The organism is Pseudomonas sp. GL-B-26 (genome assembly GCF_019947405.1).
Classification (GTDB): domain Bacteria; phylum Pseudomonadota; class Gammaproteobacteria; order Pseudomonadales; family Pseudomonadaceae; genus Aquipseudomonas.
The window spans coordinates 1-21,574 of record NZ_JAGYGJ010000049.1 but is presented as its reverse complement, the minus strand read 5'-3'; the positions used below and the strand labels follow the sequence as shown (position 1 = coordinate 21,574).

At 59.1% G+C, this 21,574-nt stretch carries 21 protein-coding genes; 8 read left to right on the top strand and 13 right to left on the bottom strand.

Annotated features, from left to right (window positions below; all coding sequences use genetic code 11):
* Positions 1 to 85: 85 nt before the first annotated feature.
* From KGB23_RS24850 to pdxH, 4 genes are all read left to right on the top strand, one after another.
* Entirely contained in the window at positions 86 to 2,518 is a 2,433-nt protein-coding gene (locus KGB23_RS24850) for a beta-galactosidase (protein ID WP_223432958.1), read from the top strand.
* Positions 2,519 to 2,657: 139 nt separating this feature from the next.
* Positions 2,658 to 3,803 carry a serine hydrolase domain-containing protein gene (locus KGB23_RS24845; RefSeq protein WP_223432957.1) on the top strand — a complete coding sequence of 382 codons (1,146 nt, stop codon included), beginning with the start codon at positions 2,658 to 2,660 and terminating at the stop codon, positions 3,801 to 3,803.
* 112 nt (positions 3,804 to 3,915) lie between these two features.
* Entirely contained in the window at positions 3,916 to 5,037 is a 1,122-nt protein-coding gene (locus KGB23_RS24840) for an OmpA family protein (RefSeq protein ID WP_223432956.1), read from the top strand.
* A gap of 24 nt (positions 5,038 to 5,061) precedes the next feature.
* Positions 5,062 to 5,709, top strand: a complete 648-nt coding sequence (gene pdxH, locus KGB23_RS24835) for a pyridoxamine 5'-phosphate oxidase (protein ID WP_223432955.1) — start codon at positions 5,062 to 5,064, stop codon at positions 5,707 to 5,709.
* 5 nt (positions 5,710 to 5,714) lie between these two features.
* Here the strand turns inward: pdxH and KGB23_RS24830 are convergent, their stop codons facing one another.
* Positions 5,715 to 5,951, bottom strand: coding sequence for a hypothetical protein (locus tag KGB23_RS24830; protein WP_223432954.1), 237 nt, complete (start codon positions 5,949 to 5,951; stop codon positions 5,715 to 5,717).
* Between the two features lie 168 nt (positions 5,952 to 6,119).
* Here KGB23_RS24830 and KGB23_RS24825 point away from each other — a divergent pair, with 168 nt between their 5' ends.
* Positions 6,120 to 6,584, top strand: coding sequence for a glycine zipper 2TM domain-containing protein (locus KGB23_RS24825; protein WP_150654882.1), 465 nt, complete (start codon positions 6,120 to 6,122; stop codon positions 6,582 to 6,584).
* Positions 6,585 to 6,650: 66 nt separating this feature from the next.
* Here the strand turns inward: KGB23_RS24825 and KGB23_RS24820 are convergent, their stop codons facing one another.
* The 4 genes from KGB23_RS24820 to nhaA form a co-directional block, all read right to left on the bottom strand.
* Positions 6,651 to 6,902, bottom strand: coding sequence for a pyocin S6 family toxin immunity protein (locus KGB23_RS24820; protein WP_223432953.1), 252 nt, complete (start codon positions 6,900 to 6,902; stop codon positions 6,651 to 6,653).
* Positions 6,903 to 7,026: 124 nt separating this feature from the next.
* Positions 7,027 to 7,281 carry a colicin E3-like toxin immunity protein gene (locus tag KGB23_RS24815; RefSeq protein WP_223432952.1) on the bottom strand — a complete coding sequence of 85 codons (255 nt, stop codon included), beginning with the start codon at positions 7,279 to 7,281 and terminating at the stop codon, positions 7,027 to 7,029.
* A gap of 7 nt (positions 7,282 to 7,288) precedes the next feature.
* Positions 7,289 to 8,515, bottom strand: coding sequence for a colicin E3/pyocin S6 family cytotoxin (locus KGB23_RS24810; RefSeq protein ID WP_223432951.1), 1,227 nt, complete (start codon positions 8,513 to 8,515; stop codon positions 7,289 to 7,291).
* A 121-nt stretch (positions 8,516 to 8,636) separates the two neighbouring features.
* The gene (gene nhaA / locus KGB23_RS24805; protein WP_223432950.1) at positions 8,637 to 9,824 is read right to left on the bottom strand and encodes a Na+/H+ antiporter NhaA; all 1,188 of its coding nucleotides are present in this window, start codon (positions 9,822 to 9,824) and stop codon (positions 8,637 to 8,639) included.
* 239 nt (positions 9,825 to 10,063) lie between these two features.
* Here nhaA and KGB23_RS24800 point away from each other — a divergent pair, with 239 nt between their 5' ends.
* A complete protein-coding gene (locus KGB23_RS24800; RefSeq protein ID WP_223432949.1) occupies positions 10,064 to 11,158 on the top strand; it encodes a PLP-dependent cysteine synthase family protein in 1,095 nt (364 codons plus the stop codon).
* A 144-nt stretch (positions 11,159 to 11,302) separates the two neighbouring features.
* On the opposite strand, the gene KGB23_RS24795 is transcribed toward KGB23_RS24800, so the two are convergent.
* The 3 genes from KGB23_RS24795 to KGB23_RS24785 form a co-directional block, all read right to left on the bottom strand.
* A complete protein-coding gene (locus KGB23_RS24795; RefSeq protein WP_223432948.1) occupies positions 11,303 to 12,916 on the bottom strand; it encodes an NAD(P)/FAD-dependent oxidoreductase in 1,614 nt (537 codons plus the stop codon).
* 95 nt (positions 12,917 to 13,011) lie between these two features.
* Positions 13,012 to 13,677, bottom strand: coding sequence for a COG3650 family protein (locus KGB23_RS24790; protein WP_223432947.1), 666 nt, complete (start codon positions 13,675 to 13,677; stop codon positions 13,012 to 13,014).
* 59 nt (positions 13,678 to 13,736) lie between these two features.
* The gene (locus KGB23_RS24785; protein ID WP_223432946.1) at positions 13,737 to 14,336 is read right to left on the bottom strand and encodes a short chain dehydrogenase; all 600 of its coding nucleotides are present in this window, start codon (positions 14,334 to 14,336) and stop codon (positions 13,737 to 13,739) included.
* A 105-nt stretch (positions 14,337 to 14,441) separates the two neighbouring features.
* Here KGB23_RS24785 and KGB23_RS24780 point away from each other — a divergent pair, with 105 nt between their 5' ends.
* Entirely contained in the window at positions 14,442 to 15,350 is a 909-nt protein-coding gene (locus KGB23_RS24780) for a LysR family transcriptional regulator (protein ID WP_223432945.1), read from the top strand.
* 185 nt (positions 15,351 to 15,535) lie between these two features.
* Here KGB23_RS24780 and KGB23_RS24775 read toward each other — a convergent pair whose 3' ends face one another.
* The 5 genes from KGB23_RS24775 to KGB23_RS24755 form a co-directional block, all read right to left on the bottom strand.
* Positions 15,536 to 16,237, bottom strand: a complete 702-nt coding sequence (locus KGB23_RS24775; RefSeq protein ID WP_046046223.1) for an ABC transporter ATP-binding protein — start codon at positions 16,235 to 16,237, stop codon at positions 15,536 to 15,538.
* A complete protein-coding gene (gene livG / locus KGB23_RS24770; RefSeq protein ID WP_223432944.1) occupies positions 16,238 to 17,005 on the bottom strand; it encodes a high-affinity branched-chain amino acid ABC transporter ATP-binding protein LivG in 768 nt (255 codons plus the stop codon).
* On the bottom strand, positions 17,002 to 18,258 hold the full coding sequence (locus KGB23_RS24765) for a high-affinity branched-chain amino acid ABC transporter permease LivM (RefSeq protein WP_223432943.1): 1,257 nt from the start codon (positions 18,256 to 18,258) through the stop codon (positions 17,002 to 17,004). Before KGB23_RS24765 ends, livG begins: the two co-directional genes overlap by 4 nt.
* Positions 18,255 to 19,178, bottom strand: coding sequence for a high-affinity branched-chain amino acid ABC transporter permease LivH (gene livH / locus KGB23_RS24760; protein WP_046046220.1), 924 nt, complete (start codon positions 19,176 to 19,178; stop codon positions 18,255 to 18,257). Before livH ends, KGB23_RS24765 begins: the two co-directional genes overlap by 4 nt.
* A 232-nt stretch (positions 19,179 to 19,410) precedes the next feature.
* Positions 19,411 to 20,538, bottom strand: coding sequence for a branched-chain amino acid ABC transporter substrate-binding protein (locus KGB23_RS24755; protein WP_150654892.1), 1,128 nt, complete (start codon positions 20,536 to 20,538; stop codon positions 19,411 to 19,413).
* A 338-nt stretch (positions 20,539 to 20,876) separates the two neighbouring features.
* On the opposite strand from KGB23_RS24755, the gene KGB23_RS24750 reads away from it, so the two are divergent.
* Complete coding sequence (locus KGB23_RS24750) at positions 20,877 to 21,182, top strand: DUF2288 domain-containing protein (RefSeq protein ID WP_223432942.1); 306 nt, start codon at positions 20,877 to 20,879, stop codon at positions 21,180 to 21,182.
* Positions 21,183 to 21,574 lie beyond the last annotated feature (392 nt).

Below are 21,574 nucleotides of genomic sequence, written 5' to 3'. Positions count from 1 at the left end.
GGCAAATTTGCCCACCGCGTTGTCTATCTCTCTGCCATCGCTTTTCCACTGGCCCATCCGGGTCGTTAGGGAGAATTTCGTTCTCATGATTCGCCGTTCGCTGCGCCGTTCGTTACCTGCCGTTTTCGCTCTGATGTTCGCAGCCCCTTTGCTGGCGGCTCCTGCCGGCCAACAGACGCTGTTCAACTTTGTGCGCCCCGCCGATGTGGTCCAGGTGGCGACTCAGGACGCCAGCCTGCCGCAATCCAACGCCGAGCAAACGGCCGAAGGCGAAGTGTTGCGTCGGGTGACGTTCAACCCGGTGGCACAACCGACCTTGCGTCTGACCCCGCAGACTGGCGCCTGGGACTGGTCGCAGTCGGGCTTCATGAGTTTGCGGATTCAGAGCGCAATGAACTGGGCCGTGACCCTGTACGTGAAAATCCAGAGCAACGACGGCAAGACACTGGTCAGCCGCGTCGACTTGCCGGCCGGCCCTGCGCAAACCTTGTTGGTGCCGCTGCAGCCCTTTACGCCATTGAGCCTTGGCCTGAAAGCCGGCCCGCCGATGCCGATCACTTTTGAGGGGCAGCGCGTATTGCTGGCCAGCAGCGCCGGTGAGCTGGAGCGCAGCCAGGTGGTGTCGGTGACCTTGTCGATGGATCAGCCAAAAGTCGCCCAAAGCATTCTGCTGGAACGCTTTGGCGTGCAGGACGGCGATGCGGTTACCCAAGCGGCTTTTGGCGGCCTTGTAGACGCTTACGGCCAGTCGGCCCGGGCCAAATGGCCAGAGAAAGTCAGCAGCGACGAGCAACTGAAAAGCGCCGCCGCCAAGGAACAGCAGCAACTGAAAACCTGGCTGGCCGAGCGCGAGAAGTCGTCCCTGGACAAGTTTGGTGGCTGGAACAAAGGTCCGGCCTTCAAGGCCAGCGGGTTTTTCCGCACTGAGAAGCGCGACGGTCGCTGGTACCTGGTGACCCCGGAAGGCCACCCGTTCTATTCGCTCGGGGTCAACACCGTCACCCCGGACGTCGACCAGACCTACGTCGCCGGCCGCGAGTGGATGTTTGAATCGCTGCCCAAACCCGACGAGCCTCTGGCCAGCCATTATGGCGAAGGCGATAACCGTGGTGGCAACGGCGTCGATCAGGGCCGAGGCTACAATGCCGGTCGCTGGTACGACTTCTATGGTGCCAACTTGCAGCGTCTGTATGGTCCGCCGTGTGTGTTGACCAGCGACACCAAGGCCGGTGTCGCCGAATCCGCGAAGACCGGCGCCGTTGAAGCGACCGCCGCGAAAGCAGCTGAGCAAACACCTGCCGAACCCTGCAAAGCGCTGGTTGATGAACAACGCTGGGCCAGCCACACCCTTGATCGCCTGCAAGCCTGGGGCTTCAACACCCTCGGCAACTGGAGCGCCCCGGCGTTGGCCAGCGCTGATCGCGTGCCGTACACCTTGCCGCTGTCGATCGTCGGCGATTACGCCAGCATCAGCACCGGCACCGACTGGTGGGGCGGCATGCCCGATCCGTTCGACCCACGATTCGCCATGGCCACCGAACGTGCCGTGGCCATCGCCGCGCGCGACCATCGCGACGATCCGTGGCTGATCGGCTACTTTGCCGACAACGAATTGGCCTGGGCCGGTCCCGGCGACGACCCGAAAGCCCGTTACGCCTTGGCCTACGGCACCTTGAAAATGACTACCGACGTGCCGGCCAAGCGCGCATTCCTCAAGCAATTGCGGGACAAGTACCGCAATCAGGCAGGCCTTTCCAAAGCCTGGGGCATTGATTTGCCGGCCTGGGAATTGATGGAAGACCCGGGCTTCGTGCCGCCGCTGCCAAGCGCCGAATACCCGGAAATCGAAGCCGACTTCAAATACTTCCAGAAGGTCTTCGCCGACACGTACTTCAAGACCCTCTCCGACTCGCTCAAGTGGCACGCGCCGAATCAGCTGTTGCTGGGTGGCCGGTTTGCTATCAGCACCCCGGAAGCGGTTGAGTCCTGCGCCCAGTATTGCGACGTGCTGAGCTTCAACATGTACACCCTGCAACCGCAGGACGGGTATGACTTCGCCAAATTGCGCAGCCTGGACAAACCTGTGCTGATCACCGAGTTCAACTTTGGCTCCGCGGATCGCGGCCCGTTCTGGGGCGGCGTGACGCAATTGGCGAAGGAAGAAGACCGTGGGGCCGCTTACGCCAATTTCCTCAAACAGGCGATGAGCGAACCGTCGATCGTCGGCGTGCACTGGTTCCAATACCTTGACCAACCGGTTACCGGTCGTCTGCTGGATGGCGAGAACGGTCACTTCGGGCTGGTGGGCATTACCGATCTGCCGTTCCAGGGCTTCGTCGACAGCGTGCGCAAGAGCAATTTGCAGACCGTCGATCAGCTCGGTAAAGAGGCCGAGAAGGCCAGCGCCGAAGCTGAAAAAGCCAGCCATGCCGCCGAGGGCGACCGAAAAGGCGACGCCGGCAAAGGCCCGGGGCAGGGCGCTGGTCATGCGGGTGGGCATTCCGGCAATGGCCACTGAGTGCTGACAAGTACGTAAGATTTACTGAGTGTTTCACTCGGGCGGGATGGCGACCGCCCGGCCCGGCCCTGTTTCCAAAACCTTCAATGGCTGGAACAATGCGGCCACTTTGTAGAGCGTTTATCCAGAGGAGTTGCGGGTGCAGATTCAGGGTTTTTACGAGCTGAAGTTCGAAGCGGTGCGTGAGGCTTTCGCGGCGCTGTTCGACGATCCTCAGGAACGTGGCGCAGCGTTGTGCATCCAGATTGGCGGTGAAACCGTGGTCGACCTTTGGGCCGGCACCGCTGACAAGGACGGCACCGAAGCCTGGCACAGCGACACCATCGCCAACCTGTTTTCCTGCACCAAGACCTTTACCGCCGTGACTGCCCTGCAACTGGTGGCCGAAGGCAAGCTGCAACTGGATGCTCCGGTTGCCCGCTACTGGCCCGAGTTCGCCGCCGCCGGCAAAGCGTCCGTGACCCTGCGTCAATTGCTCTGCCATCAGGCCGGTCTACCGGCACTGCGTGAGCTGTTGGCCCCGGAAGCCCTTTACGACTGGCAAACCATGGTTGACGCCCTGGCCGCCGAAGAACCGTGGTGGACGCCGGGGGTTGGTCACGGTTATGCGGCAATCACCTACGGCTGGCTGGTCGGTGAGTTGCTGCGTCGTGCCGACGGTCGTGGGCCGGGTGAGTCCATCGTGGCACGGGTCGCGAAGCCTTTGGGCCTGGATTTCCACGTCGGCCTGGCGGACCAGGAGTTCCATCGCGTGGCGCACATCGCCCGTGGCAAGGGCAATGTCGGCGATGCCGCCGCCCAGCGCTTGCTGCAAGTGACCATGCGCGAGCCGACGGCCATGACCACGAGGGCGTTCACTAACCCGCCGTCGATCATGACCAGCACCAACAAACCCGAGTGGCGACGCATGCAGCAGCCGGCCGCCAATGGTCACGGCAATGCCCGCAGCCTGGCCGGGTTCTATGCGGGTCTGCTCGATGGCAGCTTGCTGGAAAGCGAAATGCTCGAGGAACTGACGCGCGAGCACAGCCTCGGCGAGGACAAGACTTTACTGACCCGGACCCGTTTCGGCCTGGGTTGCATGCTCGATCAACCGGACGTCCCCAACGCCACCTACGGCCTCGGCCCTCGTGCGTTCGGTCATCCGGGTGCGGGCGGTTCCACCGGTTTTGCTGACCCGGAACACGATGTGGCCTTCGGCTTTGTGACAAATACCCTAGGGCCGTACGTCTTGATGGATCCGCGCGCGCAAAAGCTTGTGCGGGCACTGGCCACTTGTCTGTAAATCACGCTCAGGGGTTCCAGGGCCGGAACCCCAAGGCCTTTATGGTTTCCAAGCGTCTGTTTATCCGGGTCAACCCGGCCTGATTTTTCATTACCTATTTTGTGGATATTCAATGTCATCCAATAAAACTCTCGCTTTGGCCCTGTGCTTCGCTATTACCGGTTGCGCACAAACTCCACAAAATGACTCGGATGGCAGCAGCTGGTGGCCGTTCGGTTCTTCCGACAAAGTCGCCGCTAAAGGTCCGGCTCCGACCCCAGCCCCGGCACCTTTGAAGCCTGCCGCGATTGCTCCGGTTGCCAAGGCTGAAAGCTCCAACCCTTGGTACTGGCCATTCGGTTCCGAAGAAGTTCTCGACAAGAAGCCAGAGGTAAAAGCTGAAGCCAATCCTGAAGCCAAACCGGTCGAGGTGGCCAAGGCCAAGGCCAAGGCTGAGGCCGATGCAGGTGGCAATTGGTGGTGGCCGTTCGGCGGCAAAGAGCAAAGCACTGCTAAAGCCGTGCCGATGCCCGATCCTAAAGTTACCCAGGCCTGGCTCGACGACTACGAACCGCGTCTGCGCGCAGCGATCAAGGACAGCAATCTGCAACTCGAACGTCGTGAAAACGTGTTGGTGGTGACCGCGCCAGTAGAAGGCTCGTTCAACCCTGACCGTCCGGCCATGCTGCTGCCGGTGACCCTCGGTCCGTTCACTCGCGTCGCGAAAATCCTTGAAGTCGATCCGAAAACCGCCGTGCTGGTTCTCGGCCACAGCGATACATCGGGCGCCGCACCGGCCAACGTGAAACTGAGCCAGGAGCGTGCCCAGGCCGTGGCAGCGATTTTCCGCCTCAGCGGTCTGCAGCGTGATCGCCTGATGTTGCGCGGTATGGGTGGCGAAGCCCCGCGTGCTGCCAACGACAGCAATGAAGGCCGTGCCTTGAACCGTCGCATCGAACTGCTGGTGACCCCGCAAAACACCATGGTCGCGTTACTGAGTAAGTACAACATGCCGGCGCCAGCGCCAGTGAAGTTGGTCGCTGCCCAGGACGTCAAGCCAGTGGTCAAGCCGGTCACCCCGGCACCAGCCGCGAAGAAAGCGGCTGTGCCTGCTGCGAAAAAAGCCCCGGCCAAGAAAGCCGCCGCCAAGAAGGCACCGGCTAAAACTGCAACGCCGGCGAAAAAGACTGCTCCGGCCAAAGCCACTGCCGACACGAAAAAAGTCGCCGACGCCGCCGATACTGTAAAAAAGTGATTCGTTAACCAAAAGGAATGCGCCATGACCCAGGGCCTGGCTGATATGCGTCGCGACTACACCCGTGATGGCCTGACCGAGGCGCAAGCCCCGGCCGAGCCATTCGCGCTGTTCCTTCAGTGGTTCGCCGACGCGGTGAAAACCGAGCAGGCGCCGGTGGAAGCCAACGCCATGACCCTGGCCACCGTCGATCAGGACGGTCGGCCGCATTGCCGCATTCTGCTGCTCAAGGGACTGGACGAGCAGGGTTTCACCTTCTTCACCAACTACGACAGCGCCAAGGGTCAGCATCTGGCCGCGAACCCGTTCGCGGCCATGACCTTTTTCTGGCCGGCCCTGGAGCGCCAGGTGCGCATCGAGGGGCGGGTGGTGAAAGTCACGCCTGAAGAGTCCGACGCCTACTTCCAGGTCCGTCCACTGGGCAGCCGCCTCGGTGCCTGGGCTTCGCCCCAGAGCCAGGTAATCGCCGATCGTGCCGAGCTGGAAGCGCTGCTCAAGAACACCGAGCAACGTTTCAGCGACACGCAACCTCATTGCCCTGAGCACTGGGGCGGTTATCGTTTGTTACCGGAGCGTATCGAGTTCTGGCAAGGCCGTCCGAGCCGCCTGCACGATCGCCTCAACTACCGCTTTCAGGGCGCCGACTGGATTCTTGAACGTCTGGCACCTTAAGCCGTCTACCGATCGGGATAGCCTGCCGCAGCGGCTTCAAGCCACTGGGGCAGGTCTCGGCGCTTGATTTTCTGCGCTTGAGCGTTCGCCAGTTGCTGGAGCATGAACGCCTTTTTATGCTCGTCTTTACCCGCCAGTGCCAACGCCAGATCGCGGTCCATCCAGCGTTTGATCCGCACGTATAGCCACCCGTGGAAATACAATCCGGCAACGGTAGTGACGACAATAATGAAGTAATCCATGACAATCCTTGGGGCAGCGACGCAGATTCCGGAATTTGCCGCTACTGTGTGGTGAGTTCGTGGAGGTGCCTGTACCGGGCCTGAATCAAACCAATTTTATCCGGGCGATGCCGTGACAGGCGTCAAGCTGCGGAGTTTAATGAATACCTGTCCTTTGGAGTTGATGCTATGCGTAAGTCTGTTCTGCTGGTTGCTTCCTTTTCCACGATGGCGATGTTGCTCACTGGCTGCCAATCGAGCCTGACCGGTGACTCCTACTCCCGTGACGAAGCGCGTCGCGTGCAGACCATTCGCATGGGTACGATCGAATCCCTGCGACCGGTCAAAATCGAAGGCACCAAAACCCCAATCGGCGGCCTTGCCGGTGCGGCGGTGGGTGGCGTTGGCGGCAGCGCTATCGGTGGCGGTCGTGGCAGCATCGTTGCTGCAGTTATCGGCGCCGTCGCTGGCGGCCTGGCAGGTTCTGCAGCCGAAGAAGGCCTGACCCGCACTCAGGGCGTGGAAATCACCGTGCGTGAAGACGACGGCAGCATGCGCGCCTACGTACAACAGGTTCAGGAGAATGAAGTATTCCGTGTTGGTGAGCGGGTGCGGATTGCTACTGTAGATGGGACTAGCCGCGTTTCGCATTAAGCGGGAATACGGGTAAAAGAAAACCCCGATCAGGTGACTGGTCGGGGTTTTGTTTGTTAAGGATTGTCACGACGCGGCGCGGGGACCTATGAAATATTCCAGCCCCTCGGGGAAGTCGACTTCTAGTAGTTCTGCAACCAGTAGGATTTGAGCAGCTGTTAGCTCCAGCTCTCCAGGCTCTATTTCTTCCAGTTTTTTTGACTCGGTCAATTGAGCTAATGCCTGGTTCAATTCATAGTCTTTGATGGTCAATTGGAACTGCAATGAATTATCTTGTTTTTCATCAGGGTGAAAACCGGCGATGGATAGATAGCGCACGTTTTTTATCTTCAGTCATTTTGAGGTCCTTCTACCTGGCTTCGCAGCCCTCGAAAAGGCTGCGCGACGTTAACGAAAATTGGCTGACCATCCGGTCAGCGGTAAGTTGAGTGTCTCGGCGGGGTTACCAGTTCTCGCGATAATCGAAAGATAGTTGGTGATCGTAGGCGGCCAGGTCAATTAGGTGGCGAAAGTAGGGTTGAATAATGGCAACCCAATGGCTGCCAACATCAAAGCCTCCATTGTTAATATTGTTTTCGACGGGGATGCCGAGAGCATCAAGTATTGACTCATCGTCACCTAAATCTTTGGAGGACTCTTCCCCCTCACAAATTTCAGTTTGCTTGTCATACCATTCCAACCTTAGTTTCAGTCCCATCGTCGTCTCACAAGTATTTTTTGGGGATGTTGCGTTTAGATTGAGCATCGTCACGTCGCTCACCTGTTATGGGGTCAAATGCTCCCAAGTGACTCCCATTACTTGCGCGATAAGCTTCCAGCTCCCCATGCATAGAGTCCCACTCGTAGATGGTTTTGCCCTTTGCATCAATCCAGCGCTCTCTAAGTCCTCCGCCTCCTACGATGGGATTCTTTTTCTTGGCCTTTCTAAGGCCCGGAAATGCAGTGATTTCTTCGGTTTTTGGTGCTGGATGATAACTGTGACCAGCTGCTGGCAAGCCTTTACGAGGCGCGCTGATCACAACATATAGCGGCGACACCCCAGAACCAACCGGAAATACAAGAATGAAATCCTTGTACTCAGGCGGATAAACCGGATTCACGATGATGCTATCCGCCGCTTTCGTCGGCGGATAAACCCAAATATGCGGCGCTTGCGGCGCAGCTTCCAGCGCTGGAATGCCGAGGATGTCGGAACCATCCACAGCCGGTGTCCAGATCAGCTCAACACCATCCCCCAGATCCGCCACCTGCTGACTGCCACGCAATGTGAATTGCACGACATCAACCATTTCCCAATCGCGGTTTTTTCCGGTGTAGAAACCGTATCCTTTGAGACTACCGTCAGCCTGTTGCTCGATTCTCAGCCGAACGCGAGTTCGAGCCTGTTTCAGGGCGCGCAACTGGTCTTCGGTATAGAGCGCGCTGTCGCCCAGGCTCGGCGTCCAGAAAAACGCGACCAGGCCGGCCAATATGGCGGTTCCAGCAGCACTGAGTGCTGCGGTGGGAACGGCGAGAGTCGGTGTGCGAAGAGCCATTCGGCCGATGCCAAGCGAGACGGTGCTGCCACTGATCGTTTCAAGATTCAGCAGCCCTGCATCGTCTACCTCGCGAGCACCGAGCCAGGCGACTTCTCCGTAGTCCTTGAGGCTATCGGTGGGTACCATTCCCGAAGGATTCGAGTAATCGATGATGGCGTCCGGCAGCTTGCAGGACTTGGCGAAGACGCAGCCCGCGCGAACGACTTCATGCTTTTTCGCGGCAACCTCACGACTCCGTTCGAAGGCGTCTTGCCTTGCGAGCATGGCGTCGTAAGCGTTTTGTCTGGCGTCCCGCGCGGCCAGTTCGGTAGCCGTCATAAAGCGGTGAGTGACGTGATGACCGTCGCCTGACGGAGGGTTCTGAACCCGGGGAATGTCCTTGTTGCCAGCCACTGATCTTCCTTGCGTTCGTCCGTCGACAGCCCCCAAAAAAGGGGCTGTGCGACGTTAACGAACGAGGCTGATCGTGGCTGTAGGACGAGTCTTGAATGACTCTAGGAGTTGTCTCTGTTTATCAGGATTGCAGAACGGTGCTCTTGCGACTCGCTGCCGCCGTCACCGCATAACCAATCAGCGCCGCCAGTATCGACCCGGTCAAAATTCCCATCCGATCCATCCCGGCGTATTCACTGACACCCGGTACAAACGCCAGGGAGCCGACAAACAGGCTCATGGTGAAGCCGATGCCGCAGAGGATTGCCACGCCCAATACCTGGCCGCAGTTGGCGCCTTGGGGCAGGGCGGCGATGCCGATTTTCACGGCCAACCAGGTCAGGCCGAAGACGCCTAGGGTTTTGCCCAGCAGCAGGCCAACCGCGATGCCCATCGGTACGTGGTGAGTGAAGCTTTCGACGGTCACGCCACTCAGGGACAGGCCGGCGTTGGCGAACGCGAACAGTGGCAAGATGCCGTAGGCCACCCATGGATGCAGGGCGTGTTCGAGGGTCAGCAGCGGCGACGGTTCGGCGTTTTTCGTGCGCAGTGGAATGCAGAAGGCCAGGGTCACACCGGCCAGTGTCGCGTGGACGCCGCTCTTGAGCACGCAAACCCAAAGGATCAGGCCGATGATCATGTACGGCCCGAGCTTGACCACCCCGAGCCGGTTCATCGCGATCAGCGCCACGATGCACGTCGCGGCCAGAGACAGCGAAAGGGTCGAGAGCGTACCCGAGTAGAAGATCGCAATGACGATGATTGCGCCGAGGTCATCAATGATCGCCAAAGTCATCAGGAACAGCTTCAGCGACACCGGCACCCGCTTACCCAGCAGGGCCAGTACGCCGAGGGCGAAGGCGATGTCGGTGGCCATCGGGATGGCCCAGCCACTCAGGGCTGCCGGGTCTTCGCGGTTCAGAAACCAGTAGACCAACGCCGGAACCACCATGCCGCCAATCGCCGCCGCGCCGGGCAGGACGATTTGCGACGGTTTCGACAGTTGACCGTCAAGAACTTCGCGCTTCACTTCCAGCCCGATCAGCAGGAAAAACAGGGCCATCAGGCCGTCGTTGATCCATAGCAGCGCCGGTTTGGCGATTTGCAACGCGCCGATCTGCGCCACTACCGGAGTGTCCAGAAAGCTGCTGTAAAGCCACGACAGCGGGGAATTGTTGATGATCAAAGCCAGGGCAGCAGCGGCGATCAATAACAGACCGCTGGCAGCTTCCAACTGGAAGAAACGCGTGAAAGTGCTACGCAGAGGCAAGGTCGCTCTCCATCGATGAATTCAAAAGGTGGCACACCCTAACCCGTACCGTTAGTTGTTAAAACAAAAGTTATATTCTTTTTTGTTATATGCCGTTACAACGCGAACGACCGTCAGGGACCTGAGCCTAGCAGTTGTCGGGCGTATTGAACCTCAGCTGTATCTGTGCGTGATGTAGGTTTTTTCCTAAGCTTGTTAGCTGAGCCTTGCAACAAGGCCGAATCAACGAGAAAACCACCATGAGCGACAACCGACAGTGGGCCCGCGAAGCCATCCGGATCATCGAAGCCGACTTCCAGCGCAGCGCCGACACCCACCTGATCCCCTTGCCGCTGCCGGGTTTTCCGGGCATCGAGTTGTATTTCAAGGATGAGTCCAGCCATCCCACCGGCAGCCTGAAGCACCGCTTGGCGCGCTCGCTGTTTCTGTATGCGCTGTGTAACGGCTGGCTCAAGCCCGGGGCGCCGGTGATTGAAGCGTCCAGCGGTTCAACGGCGATTTCCGAGGCGTACTTCGCCAGTTTGCTGGGCTTGCCGTTCATTGCGGTGATGCCGGCGACCACCTCCAAGGAGAAGATCGCGCAGATCGCCTTCTACGGCGGCAAGAGTCATCTGGTCGACGATCCGACGCAGATCTACGCCGAATCCGAGCGGCTGGCTCGCGAACACGATGGGCATTTCATCGACCAGTTCACCTATGCCGAGCGCGCTACCGACTGGCGGGCGAACAACAACATCGCCGAGTCGATCTTCCAGCAAATGCGCTTCGAGCTGCACCCCGAGCCGAGCTGGCTGATTTCCAGCCCCGGCACCGGCGGCACCACCGCGACGCTGGGCCGTTACGTGCGTTATCGCCAACATTGCACCCGCGTGCTCTGCGCCGATGCCGAGCGCTCGGTGTTCTTCGATTACTACCAGACCGGCGATGCCAGTTTGCGCCTGGATTGCGGTTCGCGGATTGAAGGCATCGGCCGGCCTCGGGTGGAAGCGTCGTTCCTGCCCAAAGTGATCGATGCGATGGTCAAGGTGCCGGACGCGTTGTCTCTGGCGGCCATGCATTACCTGGCGCAGCGTTTGGGACGACGGGTCGGCGGGTCGAGCGGTACTAACCTGATCGGCGCGTTGATGGCGGCCCAGCAGATGGCAGCGGCGGGGGAGTCGGGGTCAATCGTGGCGATTTTGTGTGATGGCGGCGAGCGTTATGCCACCACCTATTACGATCAGGCTTGGCTCAAGGCCCAGGGGTATGAGTTGAGTGGTTTGATGGATGCCGTGGCGGGGAGTGTCGAGCGCGGTGAGCTGCTGCCGGCCACCGTTCTGCGCGCCAATATCTGAGATTGTTCAGCACTGAAGATCCAATGTGGGAGCGGGCTTGCTCGCGAATACGGTTTCACATTCAACAGAGATGTTGGCTGATCCACCGCTTTCGCGAGCAAGCCCGCTCCCACAGGGTTTTGCATTTATTCCAGGTAATGCAGGTCAGGCCTTGAGGCCTAGGATGTCGCGGGCCACAGCTTCTGCAATCCGAATCCCGTCGACACCCGCCGACAGAATCCCGCCCGCATAACCCGCGCCTTCACCCGCCGGGAACAAGCCTTTCACGTTCAGGCTCTGCATCGACTCGTCACGGGTAATCCGCAGCGGCGACGACGTACGCGTCTCGATCCCGGTCAACACGGCGTCGTGCAGAGAGTAACCGCGAATCTGCTTCTCGAACGCTGGCAAGGCTTCGCGAATGGCTTCGATGGCAAACGCCGGCAAGGCCAGCGCCAAATCACCCAAGGCAACCCCCGGTTTGTAGGAGGGTTCTACGCTGCCCAACTCGGTGGAAGGCTTGCCGGCAATGAAGTCACCGACCAGTTGCGCCGGTGCTTCGTAGTTACTGCCGCCCAGCACAAAGGCGTGGGATTCCAGGCGTTCCTGCAACTCGATCCCCGCCAGCGGGCCGCCCGGATAATCGACTTCCGGGGTGATCCCGACGACGATCCCGGAGTTGGCGTTGCGCTCGTTACGCGAGTATTGGCTCATGCCGTTGGTGACCACGCGGCCCGGCTCGGACGTCGCCGCCACCACGGTGCCGCCCGGGCACATGCAGAAGCTGTAGACCGAACGCCCGTTGCTGGCGTGGTGCACCAGTTTGTAGTCGGCGGCCCCGAGTTTCGGGTGGCCGGCGTACTTGCCCAAGCGCGCGCGGTCGATCAGCGATTGCGGGTGTTCGATGCGGAAACCCACCGAAAACGGCTTGGCTTCCATGAACACGCCACGGCCGTGGAGCATACGGAAGGTGTCGCGGGCGCTGTGGCCGAGGGCCAGAATCACGTGTTTCGAATGGATCTGCTCGCCGCCATTGAGCTCGACGCCGACCAGTTGGCCGTCCTCGATCAATACGTCGGTAACGCGCTGCTGGAAGCGCACTTCGCCACCCAACGCGCGAATCTGCTCACGCATGTTTTCCACAACACCGGTCAGACGGAACGTACCGATGTGCGGTTTGCTGACGTAGAGAATTTCTTCCGGCGCGCCTGCTTTTACAAACTCGTGCAGGACTTTGCGACCGATGAATTTCGGGTCCTTGATCTGGCTGTAGAGCTTGCCGTCGGAGAATGTCCCCGCGCCACCTTCACCGAACTGCACGTTGGACTCCGGGTTAAGCACGCTTTTACGCCACAGACCCCACGTGTCCTTGGTGCGCTGACGCACTTCGGTGCCGCGCTCGAGGATGATCGGCTTGAAGCCCATTTGCGCGAGCAGCAGCCCGGCGAAAATCCCGCACGGACCGAAGCCCACCACGACAGGACGTTGCTCAAGATCAGCCGGCGCCTGGCCGACCGCTTTGTAGCTGACATCCGGCGCCACGTTGACGTTACGGTCATCGGCGAACGTGTGCAGCACCGTCGCCTCATCGCGAACGTTGAGGTCGATGGTGTAGATGAAGCACAGTTCGGAGGACTTTTTGCGCGCATCGTAGCTGCGCTTGAACAAGGTGAAATCGAGCAGGTCATCACTGGTGATGCCCAAGCGCTGCACGATGGCAGGGCGCAGGTCTTCTTCGGGATGGTCGATCGGCAGCTTGAGTTCGGTGATTCGTAACATGACAGGATCCGGTTCGCGGGGCGCACAACTGCGCCAAGGCGTTTGAAGCCCGCGATTATAAGCCTCAAAGAATGATTCCCGTGAGGCTAAAACGATCAGTCGTTACGCGATCCGCCGAAATACCCGCAGCCACGCTGAACCTGGCCGTCTACGCGCAGTTCGGCACTCATGTGCTGGACGCTGCCGGTGGTGCTGTCGACGCAACGTTGCGGCGCGACCCACAGTTCAATGCGTTGGTTATTGGCTTCGGTGCTGAGGTTGAAGCGGCCATCGCCCAGTTGCTCTTCAACGTAGGGCACGGCCAATGGCGGCTGACCGGCGCGCTCGATGACCATGCCTTTGCCGCTGACTTTCACGTTCCACTCAGGCCCATGGCCGGCGGCGCGCAGGATAAGCAATTTGAAATTCGGATCGTTGCACGCGGTGCCCGAGCGCTCGACGCGGTACAGCTGCGCAAGATCGAGGCGGTTGTCGGCACCACTGGCGTTGACTCGGCCGCGCACGTCGGCAAACAGCTTGCCCTGGGCATCGGCCAGGGTTGCGGCCTCTTGCAGGACGCTGGTGCCGCCGGTGTCGTTGACCACATAACTGCGCTGCTCATTGCACGGCTGGAACAACAGCTTGCCGTCGGCCGCCGTCAACTGGCCCTGCATGCGGGTCTGGCCCACGTGGGAGGCACTTTCACGCGGGCCATCGAGCAACTGGCAAGCGGCGAACAGCGGAAGCAGGGCAACAAGGACTAAGGAACGGGCAACACGCATCTTTGAGTCTCCAGACAAGTGTCGCCACGTTACTCAGCCTGACCGTTCATCACAAGGGTTTAGCCCACGTGAAAGGTCTGACCTGTTTGCAGGCCTTCCACGCTTTTGGCGTAGGCCAATGCCACATCCGCTGCCGGAACCGGTTTGTAGCCGCGGAAGTACGGCGCGTAGCTGCCCATGGCTTCGACCAGTACGTTCGGGCTCACCGAATTGACGCGCAGACCGCGAGGCAGTTCGATCGCTGCGGCACGGACGAAGCTGTCAAGGGCACCGTTGACCAGCGCTGCCGAGGCGCCGCTGCGAATCGGGTCGTGGCTGAGCACGCCAGTGGTGAAGGTGAACGAGGCGCCATCATTGGCGAACTCGCGGCCGATCAGCAGCAAATTGACCTGGCCCATTAACTTGTCTTTCAGGCCCAGCGCGAAGCTTTCTTCGGTCATTTCATCGAGGGGGGCGAAGGTTACGTTGCCGGCGGCGCAGACCAGTGCATCGAACTTGCCGGTTTTCTCGAACAGCTTGCGAATCGATGCGCTGTCGCTGATATCCACATGGAAATCACCGCTGTTGCGGCCGATACGGATGATCTCGTGACGCTCGGACAGCTCTTTGTCGACCGCCGAACCGATGGTGCCGCCTGCGCCTATCAAAAGAATTTTCATTGTGCTGTTCCTCGAAGTGGTTAAACGAGGTTGAAGTCTAGTGTGGTTTTTTCCATTGATAAGCGCGCTAATAGGCAACCTTTGGTTTTCAAATGGAAACAATCCATGAGCGAAATGGATGATCTGGCGGCGTTCGCGGTGTTGATCGAAGCGGGGAGTTTCACCTTGGCGGCGCAGCAATTGGGCTGTAGCAAGGGCCAATTGTCCAAGCGCATCAGCCTGCTGGAAACACGGTTTTCCGTGGTCCTGCTGCAACGCACCACCCGGCGCTTGAGTTTGACGGCAGCGGGTGCGGCGCTGTTGCCGCAAGCCCAGGCGCTCGTAGTCCAGGTCGAGAGGGCGCGTCAGGCATTGGCGCGGCTGAAGGACGACATGGCCGGCCCGGTGCGTATGACGGTTCCGGTATCGCTGGGGGAAACCTTCTTCGATGGCTTGTTGCTGGAGTTTTCCGGCAAGTACCCCGAGGTGCAGATCGAGCTGGACCTGAGCAACAACTACCGTGATTTGTCCCGCGACGGGTTTGATCTGGCGGTTCGCTCCGAAGTGGGCAATGACGAGCGCCTGGTGGCTCGACCGCTTTTAGCCTGGCACGAAATGACCTGCGCCAGCCCGGCCTACCTTGAGCAATACGGCGAACCGTTGACGCCTCAAGCACTCGCTGAACACCGCTGCCTGCTCAACAGTCATTACAGCGGTCGCGAAGAGTGGCTCTATCACCAGCAACACGAGTTGTTGCGGGTGCGAGTCTCGGGACCGTTCGCCAGCAACCACTACAGCCTGCTGAAGAAAGCGGCACTGGCCGGCGCCGGCATTGCGCGGTTGCCGTCCTACTTGTTGCAAACGGAATTGGCTGACGGGCGATTGCGATGGCTCTTGCGTGACTATCAGACCCGCCGCATGCCTATGTACCTGGTTCACCCGTATCAGGGCGGTTTGCCGAAACGTACGCAAGTGCTGGCGGATTATCTGATTGGCTGGTTCAAGCGCAGCGGTGAAGCGCTGGATCGGCTTTAGCTCATCACACCGAACCTGTGGGAGCGGGCTTGCTCGCGAAGGCGGAGTATCAGTCGACATGAATGCTGAATGGCACTCCGCGTTCGCGAGCAAGCCCGCTCCCACAGGGGATCTTCAGTGATTTCGGGTTTGGGGGCAGACATAAAAAAACGGCCCAAAGGCCGTTTTTTGTTTACCGCAAAGACTCAACCACCCAAGTACGCTTCACGTACTTTCGGATCAGTCAGCAGCGCTTCCCCAGTGCCTGTCATCACCACCCGGCCGTTCTCCAGAACGTACGCACGGTCAGCAATTTTCAGCGCCTGGTTGGCGTTCTGCTCCACCAGGAACACCGTCACACCATCCTTTCGCAGCTGTTCGATGATGTCGAAGATCTGCTGGATGATGATCGGTGCCAGGCCCAACGAAGGTTCGTCGAGCAGCAGCAACTTGGGCTTGCTCATCAGCGCACGGCCGATGGCGAGCATTTGCTGTTCGCCGCCGGACATGGTGCCGCCGCGTTGGGCGAAGCGTTCTTTCAGGCGTGGGAAAAGTCCGAGAACCTTGTCCATCTGTTCCTGATAATCGCCCTTGTCGGTGAAGAATCCGCCCATGGCGAGGTTTTCTTCCACGGTCAGGCGGGCAAACACCCGACGACCTTCCGGAACCACGGCGATGCTCTTGCGCATGATCTGCGCCGAGGTCTGCCCCACGAGCTCTTCACCCATGTACTTGATGCTGCCGCTGTGGGCTTGCGGCGAACCGCAAAGCGTCATCAGCAAGGTGGATTTGCCCGCGCCGTTGGCACCGATCAAGGTGACGATTTCGCCCTGACGGATTTCCACGTTGACGCTGTGCAGGGCCTGGATCTTGCCGTAGAAGGTGGAAACGTTTTCGAATTGCAGCATTTACGCTTCCCCCAGGTAGGCTTTGATCACTTCGGGATTGTCGCGGATCTGTTCCGGTGTGCCGTCGGCCAGAGGCGTGCCCTGGTTGATCACGACGATGTGGTCGGAAATGCTCATGACCAGTTTCATGTCGTGTTCGATCAGCAGCACGGTGACGTTGTGCTCTTCACGCAGCATGCTGATCAGCGCCTTCAGGTCTTCGGTTTCCTTCGGGTTCAGGCCGGCGGCCGGTTCGTCGAGCATGAGGATCCGCGGACGGGTCATCATGCAGCGAGCGATTTCCAGACGACGTTGCTGACCGTAGGCAAGGGTGCCGGCCGGACGGTTGGCGAACGCCTTGAGGTTGACCTTGTCCAGCCAGAACTCGGCGAACTCCATGGCCTCGCGCTCGCTCTTGCGGAACGCCGGGGTCTTGAACAGACCGGCCAGGAAGTTGGTGTTCAGGTGACGGTGCTGGGCGATCAAGAGGTTCTCGACCGCCGTCATGTCCTTGAACAACCGCACGTTCTGAAAGGTGCGCACCACGCCTTTGAGGGCAATCTTGTGGCCGGGCAGGCCTTCGATCGGCTCGCCATCCAGCAGGATGCTGCCACCACTCGGCTGGTAGAAACCGGTCAGGCAGTTGAACACGGTGGTCTTGCCGGCGCCGTTGGGGCCGATCAATGCCACGACCTGTTTTTCCTTCACGCTCAGGGCTACGCCGTTGACCGCCAGCAAACCGCCGAAGCGCATGCTCAGATTTTCGACTTTAAGGATCTCGCGGCTCATTTGCGCAGCTCCATGTGAGGACGTTGCATGGGCAGCAGTCCTTGAGGACGCCAGATCATCATCAGCACCATCAAGGCGCCGAACATCAACATGCGGTATTCACTGAACTCACGCATCATTTCCGGCAACAGGATCATCACCGTGGCGGCGAGTACGACGCCCAGTTGCGAGCCCATGCCACCCAGCACCACGATGGCGAGGATGGTCGCCGACTCGATGAAGGTGAACGACTCCGGTGTCACCAGGCCCTGACGCGCGGCGAAGAAGCTGCCGGCGAAACCGGCGAAGCAGGCACCGAGGGTGAAGGCCGAGAGCTTGATGACTGTAGGATTGAGACCCAACGCACGGCAGGCGATTTCGTCTTCACGCAACGCTTCCCAGGCACGGCCCAGCGGCATGCGCAGCAAGCGGTTGATCACGAACAGGGCAAACAGCGCCAGCAACAGCGCAACCAGGTAAAGGAAGATCACCTTGTTGATCGAGTTGTATTCCAGGCCGAAGTACTCGTGGAACGTCTGCAGGCCTTCAGCGGCTTTACGTTCGAAGGTCAGGCCGAAGAACGTTGGTTTCTCGATGTTGCTGATGCCGTTCGGACCACCCGTGAGGCCGGTCAGGTTACGCAGGAACAGACGGATGATTTCACCGAAGCCCAGCGTCACGATCGCCAGATAGTCACCGCGCAGACGCAGGACCGGGAAGCCGAGCAGGAAGCCGAAGGTGGCCGCCATCATCCCGGCGATTGGCAGGCAGATCCAGAAGCTCAGACCGTAGTAGTGCGACAGCAGCGCATAGCTGTAGGCGCCGACGGCATAGAAGCCGACGTAACCGAGGTCGAGCAGACCGGCCAGACCGACCACGATGTTCAGGCCCAGGCCGAGCATCACGTAGATCAGCACCAGCGTGGCGATATCCACCGCACCGCGGGAGCCGAAGAACGGCCAGACCAGCGCACCGATGATCAACGCGATGATGATCCAGCGCTGAGTGGTCGGCAGGGTCAGGAAAGTACTGGCCTTGGCCGGGATCACCGGCATGTTCGGCGAGGATTTCCAGGCCGAGCTGATCTGCTGATCGAACAACACCCGCAGGAACATCAGCACCGAGCACACGGCGATGGTGATCAGCGTTGCGTTGCTGGTGCCATGGACTTCGAGGTTGATGCCGACAATGGTCAGTTTCAGACCGAGTACCGGGTAGGCAACGGCCCACACCAGCAAGGCGCTGAACAACGCCTGTTTAAGATTCCTAGTCATACTTTTTCAACCTCCGGACGGCCCAACAGGCCGGTTGGCCGGAACAACAACACCAGAACCAATAAGCCGAACGCCACGACGTCCTTGTACTGGTCGCCGAAGATATCGGCACCAAAGGCTTCCGCCACCCCAAGCACGATCCCGCCGAGCATCGCTCCGGGGATGCTGCCGATACCGCCCAGTACCGCTGCGGTGAAGGCCTTGAGACCGACCAGGAAGCCGGCGTTCGGGTTGATCACGCCGTATTGCATGCTCAGCAACACAGCCGCGATGGCTGCCAGTGCGGCACCGATGACGAAGGTCAGGGCGATGATGTTGTTGGTGTTGATACCCAAGAGGTTGGCCATCTTGATGTCTTCGGCACAGGCGCGGCAGGCGCGACCCAGGCGAGAGCGGGAGATGAACAGCGTCAGGCCGAGCATGGCGACAAAGGTCACCACGAACACCACGATTTGCATGTAGGAAATCAGCACTTCTTGTGCGCCACCTGGCCCGATGGAGAAGTTACCGGGGATCAGGTTGGGGATGGATTTGTCCTTGGAGTCTTGCGCCAGCAGAACCGTGTTCTGCAGGAAGATCGACATGCCGATGGCGGAAATCAGCGGGATCAGACGGTTGCTGCCGCGCAAAGGGCGGTAGGCGATCCGTTCGATGCTGTAACCGTAGGCACTGGTCACGACAATGGTCGCGAGAAAAGCGGCGGTCATCAACAGTGGAACACTGTCGAGTCCCATCATGGACAGGCCCGCAATGGCGATGAACGCCACGTAAGAGCCAATCATGTACACCTCGCCGTGGGCGAAGTTGATCATTCCAATGATGCCGTAAACCATCGTATAGCCGATGGCGATCAGGGCATACGTGCTGCCAATGGTCAGACCATTAACCAGCTGTTGGAAAAAGTGATAGATGTCAGGCATTACAGCGCTCCTAAAAACCTGATACGCATTTCACTGGTGGAGTCATTTTCCCGCTCGAGCCCCGTGGATCTGCATCCACTTCGAACGCGAGGTTTGCCAGCGAACCGCTGATGACGGTTTTGAGATTTTCAGGTGGGGAGACTGGCGGATCACGCCAGCGCGGCCCAATACGTTCGTAAAACAAAGCCCACGGCACGCCGTGGGCTTTATTGGCAGTCAGTCAGGCAACGCCTTACTGAGGCTTGGCTTCAGTTTTTGGTTTGCCGAAGTGCCACTCGTAAACCACAAATTTGAAGTCTTTCAGGTCGCCCTTGGCGTCGAAGCTCAGGTCGCCAGTCGGAGTCTTGAAGGTGCCTGCGTGGATGGCTTCAGCCACTTTGGCAGCGTCTTCGCTCTTGGCAGCCTTGATGCCGTCGGCAATCACGGTCACAGCCGAGTAGGCCGGGAACACGAATGGACCGCTCGGGTCTTCTTTCTTGGCTTTGAACGCATCAGCCAGGGCGACGTTGGCCGGATCCTGGTCGAAGGATTTCGGCAGGGTTACCAGCAGACCTTCGGAAGCGTCTTTGGCGATCTGCGAAATGGAGTCGTTACCCACGCCTTCCGGACCCATGAACTTGGCTTTCAGGCCTTTTTCCTGGGCTTGACGCAGGATCAGACCCAGCTCCGGGTGGTAGCCGCCGTAGTAGACGAAGTCGACGTTGGCTTGCTTGAGCTTGGAGATCATCGAAGAGAAGTCTTTGTCGCCGGCGTTGATGCCTTCGAACACGGCAACCTTGACGTTTTTGCCTTCCAGGGTTTTCTTCACGGCGGTGGCGATGCCTTCACCGTATTGCTGTTTGTCGTGCAGAACAGCAACGATTTTCGGTTTTACGAAGTCAGCAATGTAGTTACCGGCGGCAGGGCCCTGGGCGCTGTCCAGACCGATGGTGCGGAACACCATTTTGTAACCACGGGAGGTGATGTCCGGGCTGGTGGCAGCCGGGGTGATCATGATCACGCCTTCGTCTTCGTAAATGTCCGAAGCCGGTTGGGTGGAGCTGGAGCACAGGTGACCGACCACGAACTTGACGCCGTCGTTGACGACTTTGTTCGCGACCGCTACCGCTTGTTTTGGATCACAGGCGTCATCGTATTCAACGGCTTCGAGTTTCTTGCCGTCTACGCCGCCTTTGGCGTTGATCTGTTCGATGGCCATTTTGGCGCCACTGAACTGCATGTCGCCGTATTGGGCTACAGGGCCGGTTTTAGGGCCGGCGATGCCGATCTTGATGGTGTCAGCTGCGAACGAATGGCTGGCAACCCCGGCCAGAACCATAGCGGCAAACAGTTTGGAAATCTGCTTAGTAGCCTTAGTCATAGTGCTCCACTCTTACTGTTGTAGTTTTTATAGTCCTGGCGCCGTAGCAGCAGAACCGGGTCAGATATCTTCGATATCCTCCGGAAAATGCCCCCGGCAACTGTACCGGTACAGTGTAGAGCGCCAATTGTTAGCCTGGGAAGCTGGCGCCAGGGGGCAAAATCAGAGGGTGTCGCTTTTTTGAAAGAAAAAGACAGAATGGCGGCGGGGGTTATAGCTGAAATATCAGCAATCCTTGGCTTTCCTGCTGTTTTCAATCGGTAACTCAATTGCATCCGGGTTTTTCTGCCAGTCCACCAACGTTATGATGACGTCGATTTCTTTTCCGGACAGGACCCATGACTCAAGAACCTAGCACCCTCTATGCCAAGCTGCTTGGTGAAACCGCATCTATTACCTGGAAGGAGCTGGAGCCGTTCTTCGCCAAGGGTGCCCTATTGTGGGTCGACCCCGGTCTGGATTTGATTGCTGCAGCGGAGGCAGTCGCGACCGATGAAGGCAAGAAAGTGGCTGCCTGGCTGGCCGCCGACAAGGTCGCCAAGCTGTCTGAAACGCGGGCGCTGGATCTTTTCGAACGCGATCCGGAGCTGTGGGCAGTGGTCGTTTCGCCGTGGATTCTGATCCAGGAAAGGGCGACGAGCTGAGGATGCGCGCCAAATTGGTGCGTAGCTTTGGCGGCAAAAAGTGTGTAGGTGAGTAGCGTGATGGCACGTTGCCGTGGAGAAAGGCCACGTACAGGGCCAGCATCACGGTAACGTAAACGTAACGGGCACAGTTTATCGAGCAGCCGAAGGGCTGCTTAATTGTTTCTGTATGTTGGAAAGGCTGAAATCTTCAGTGGGTGTGAGGGCCCCATCGCGAGCAGGCTCACTCCTACAAGGGAACGCATTCCATATGTAGGAGTGAGCCTGTAGTGGTCGAATATTTTTGGACCATGATGTAGGAGCGTCGACTTTAGGAATCATCATGGGATATCGGGTTGTTACATCTGAGGAAAAAGCGGAGGCGATCCGTTTGGTTGTGGAGATGGATTACT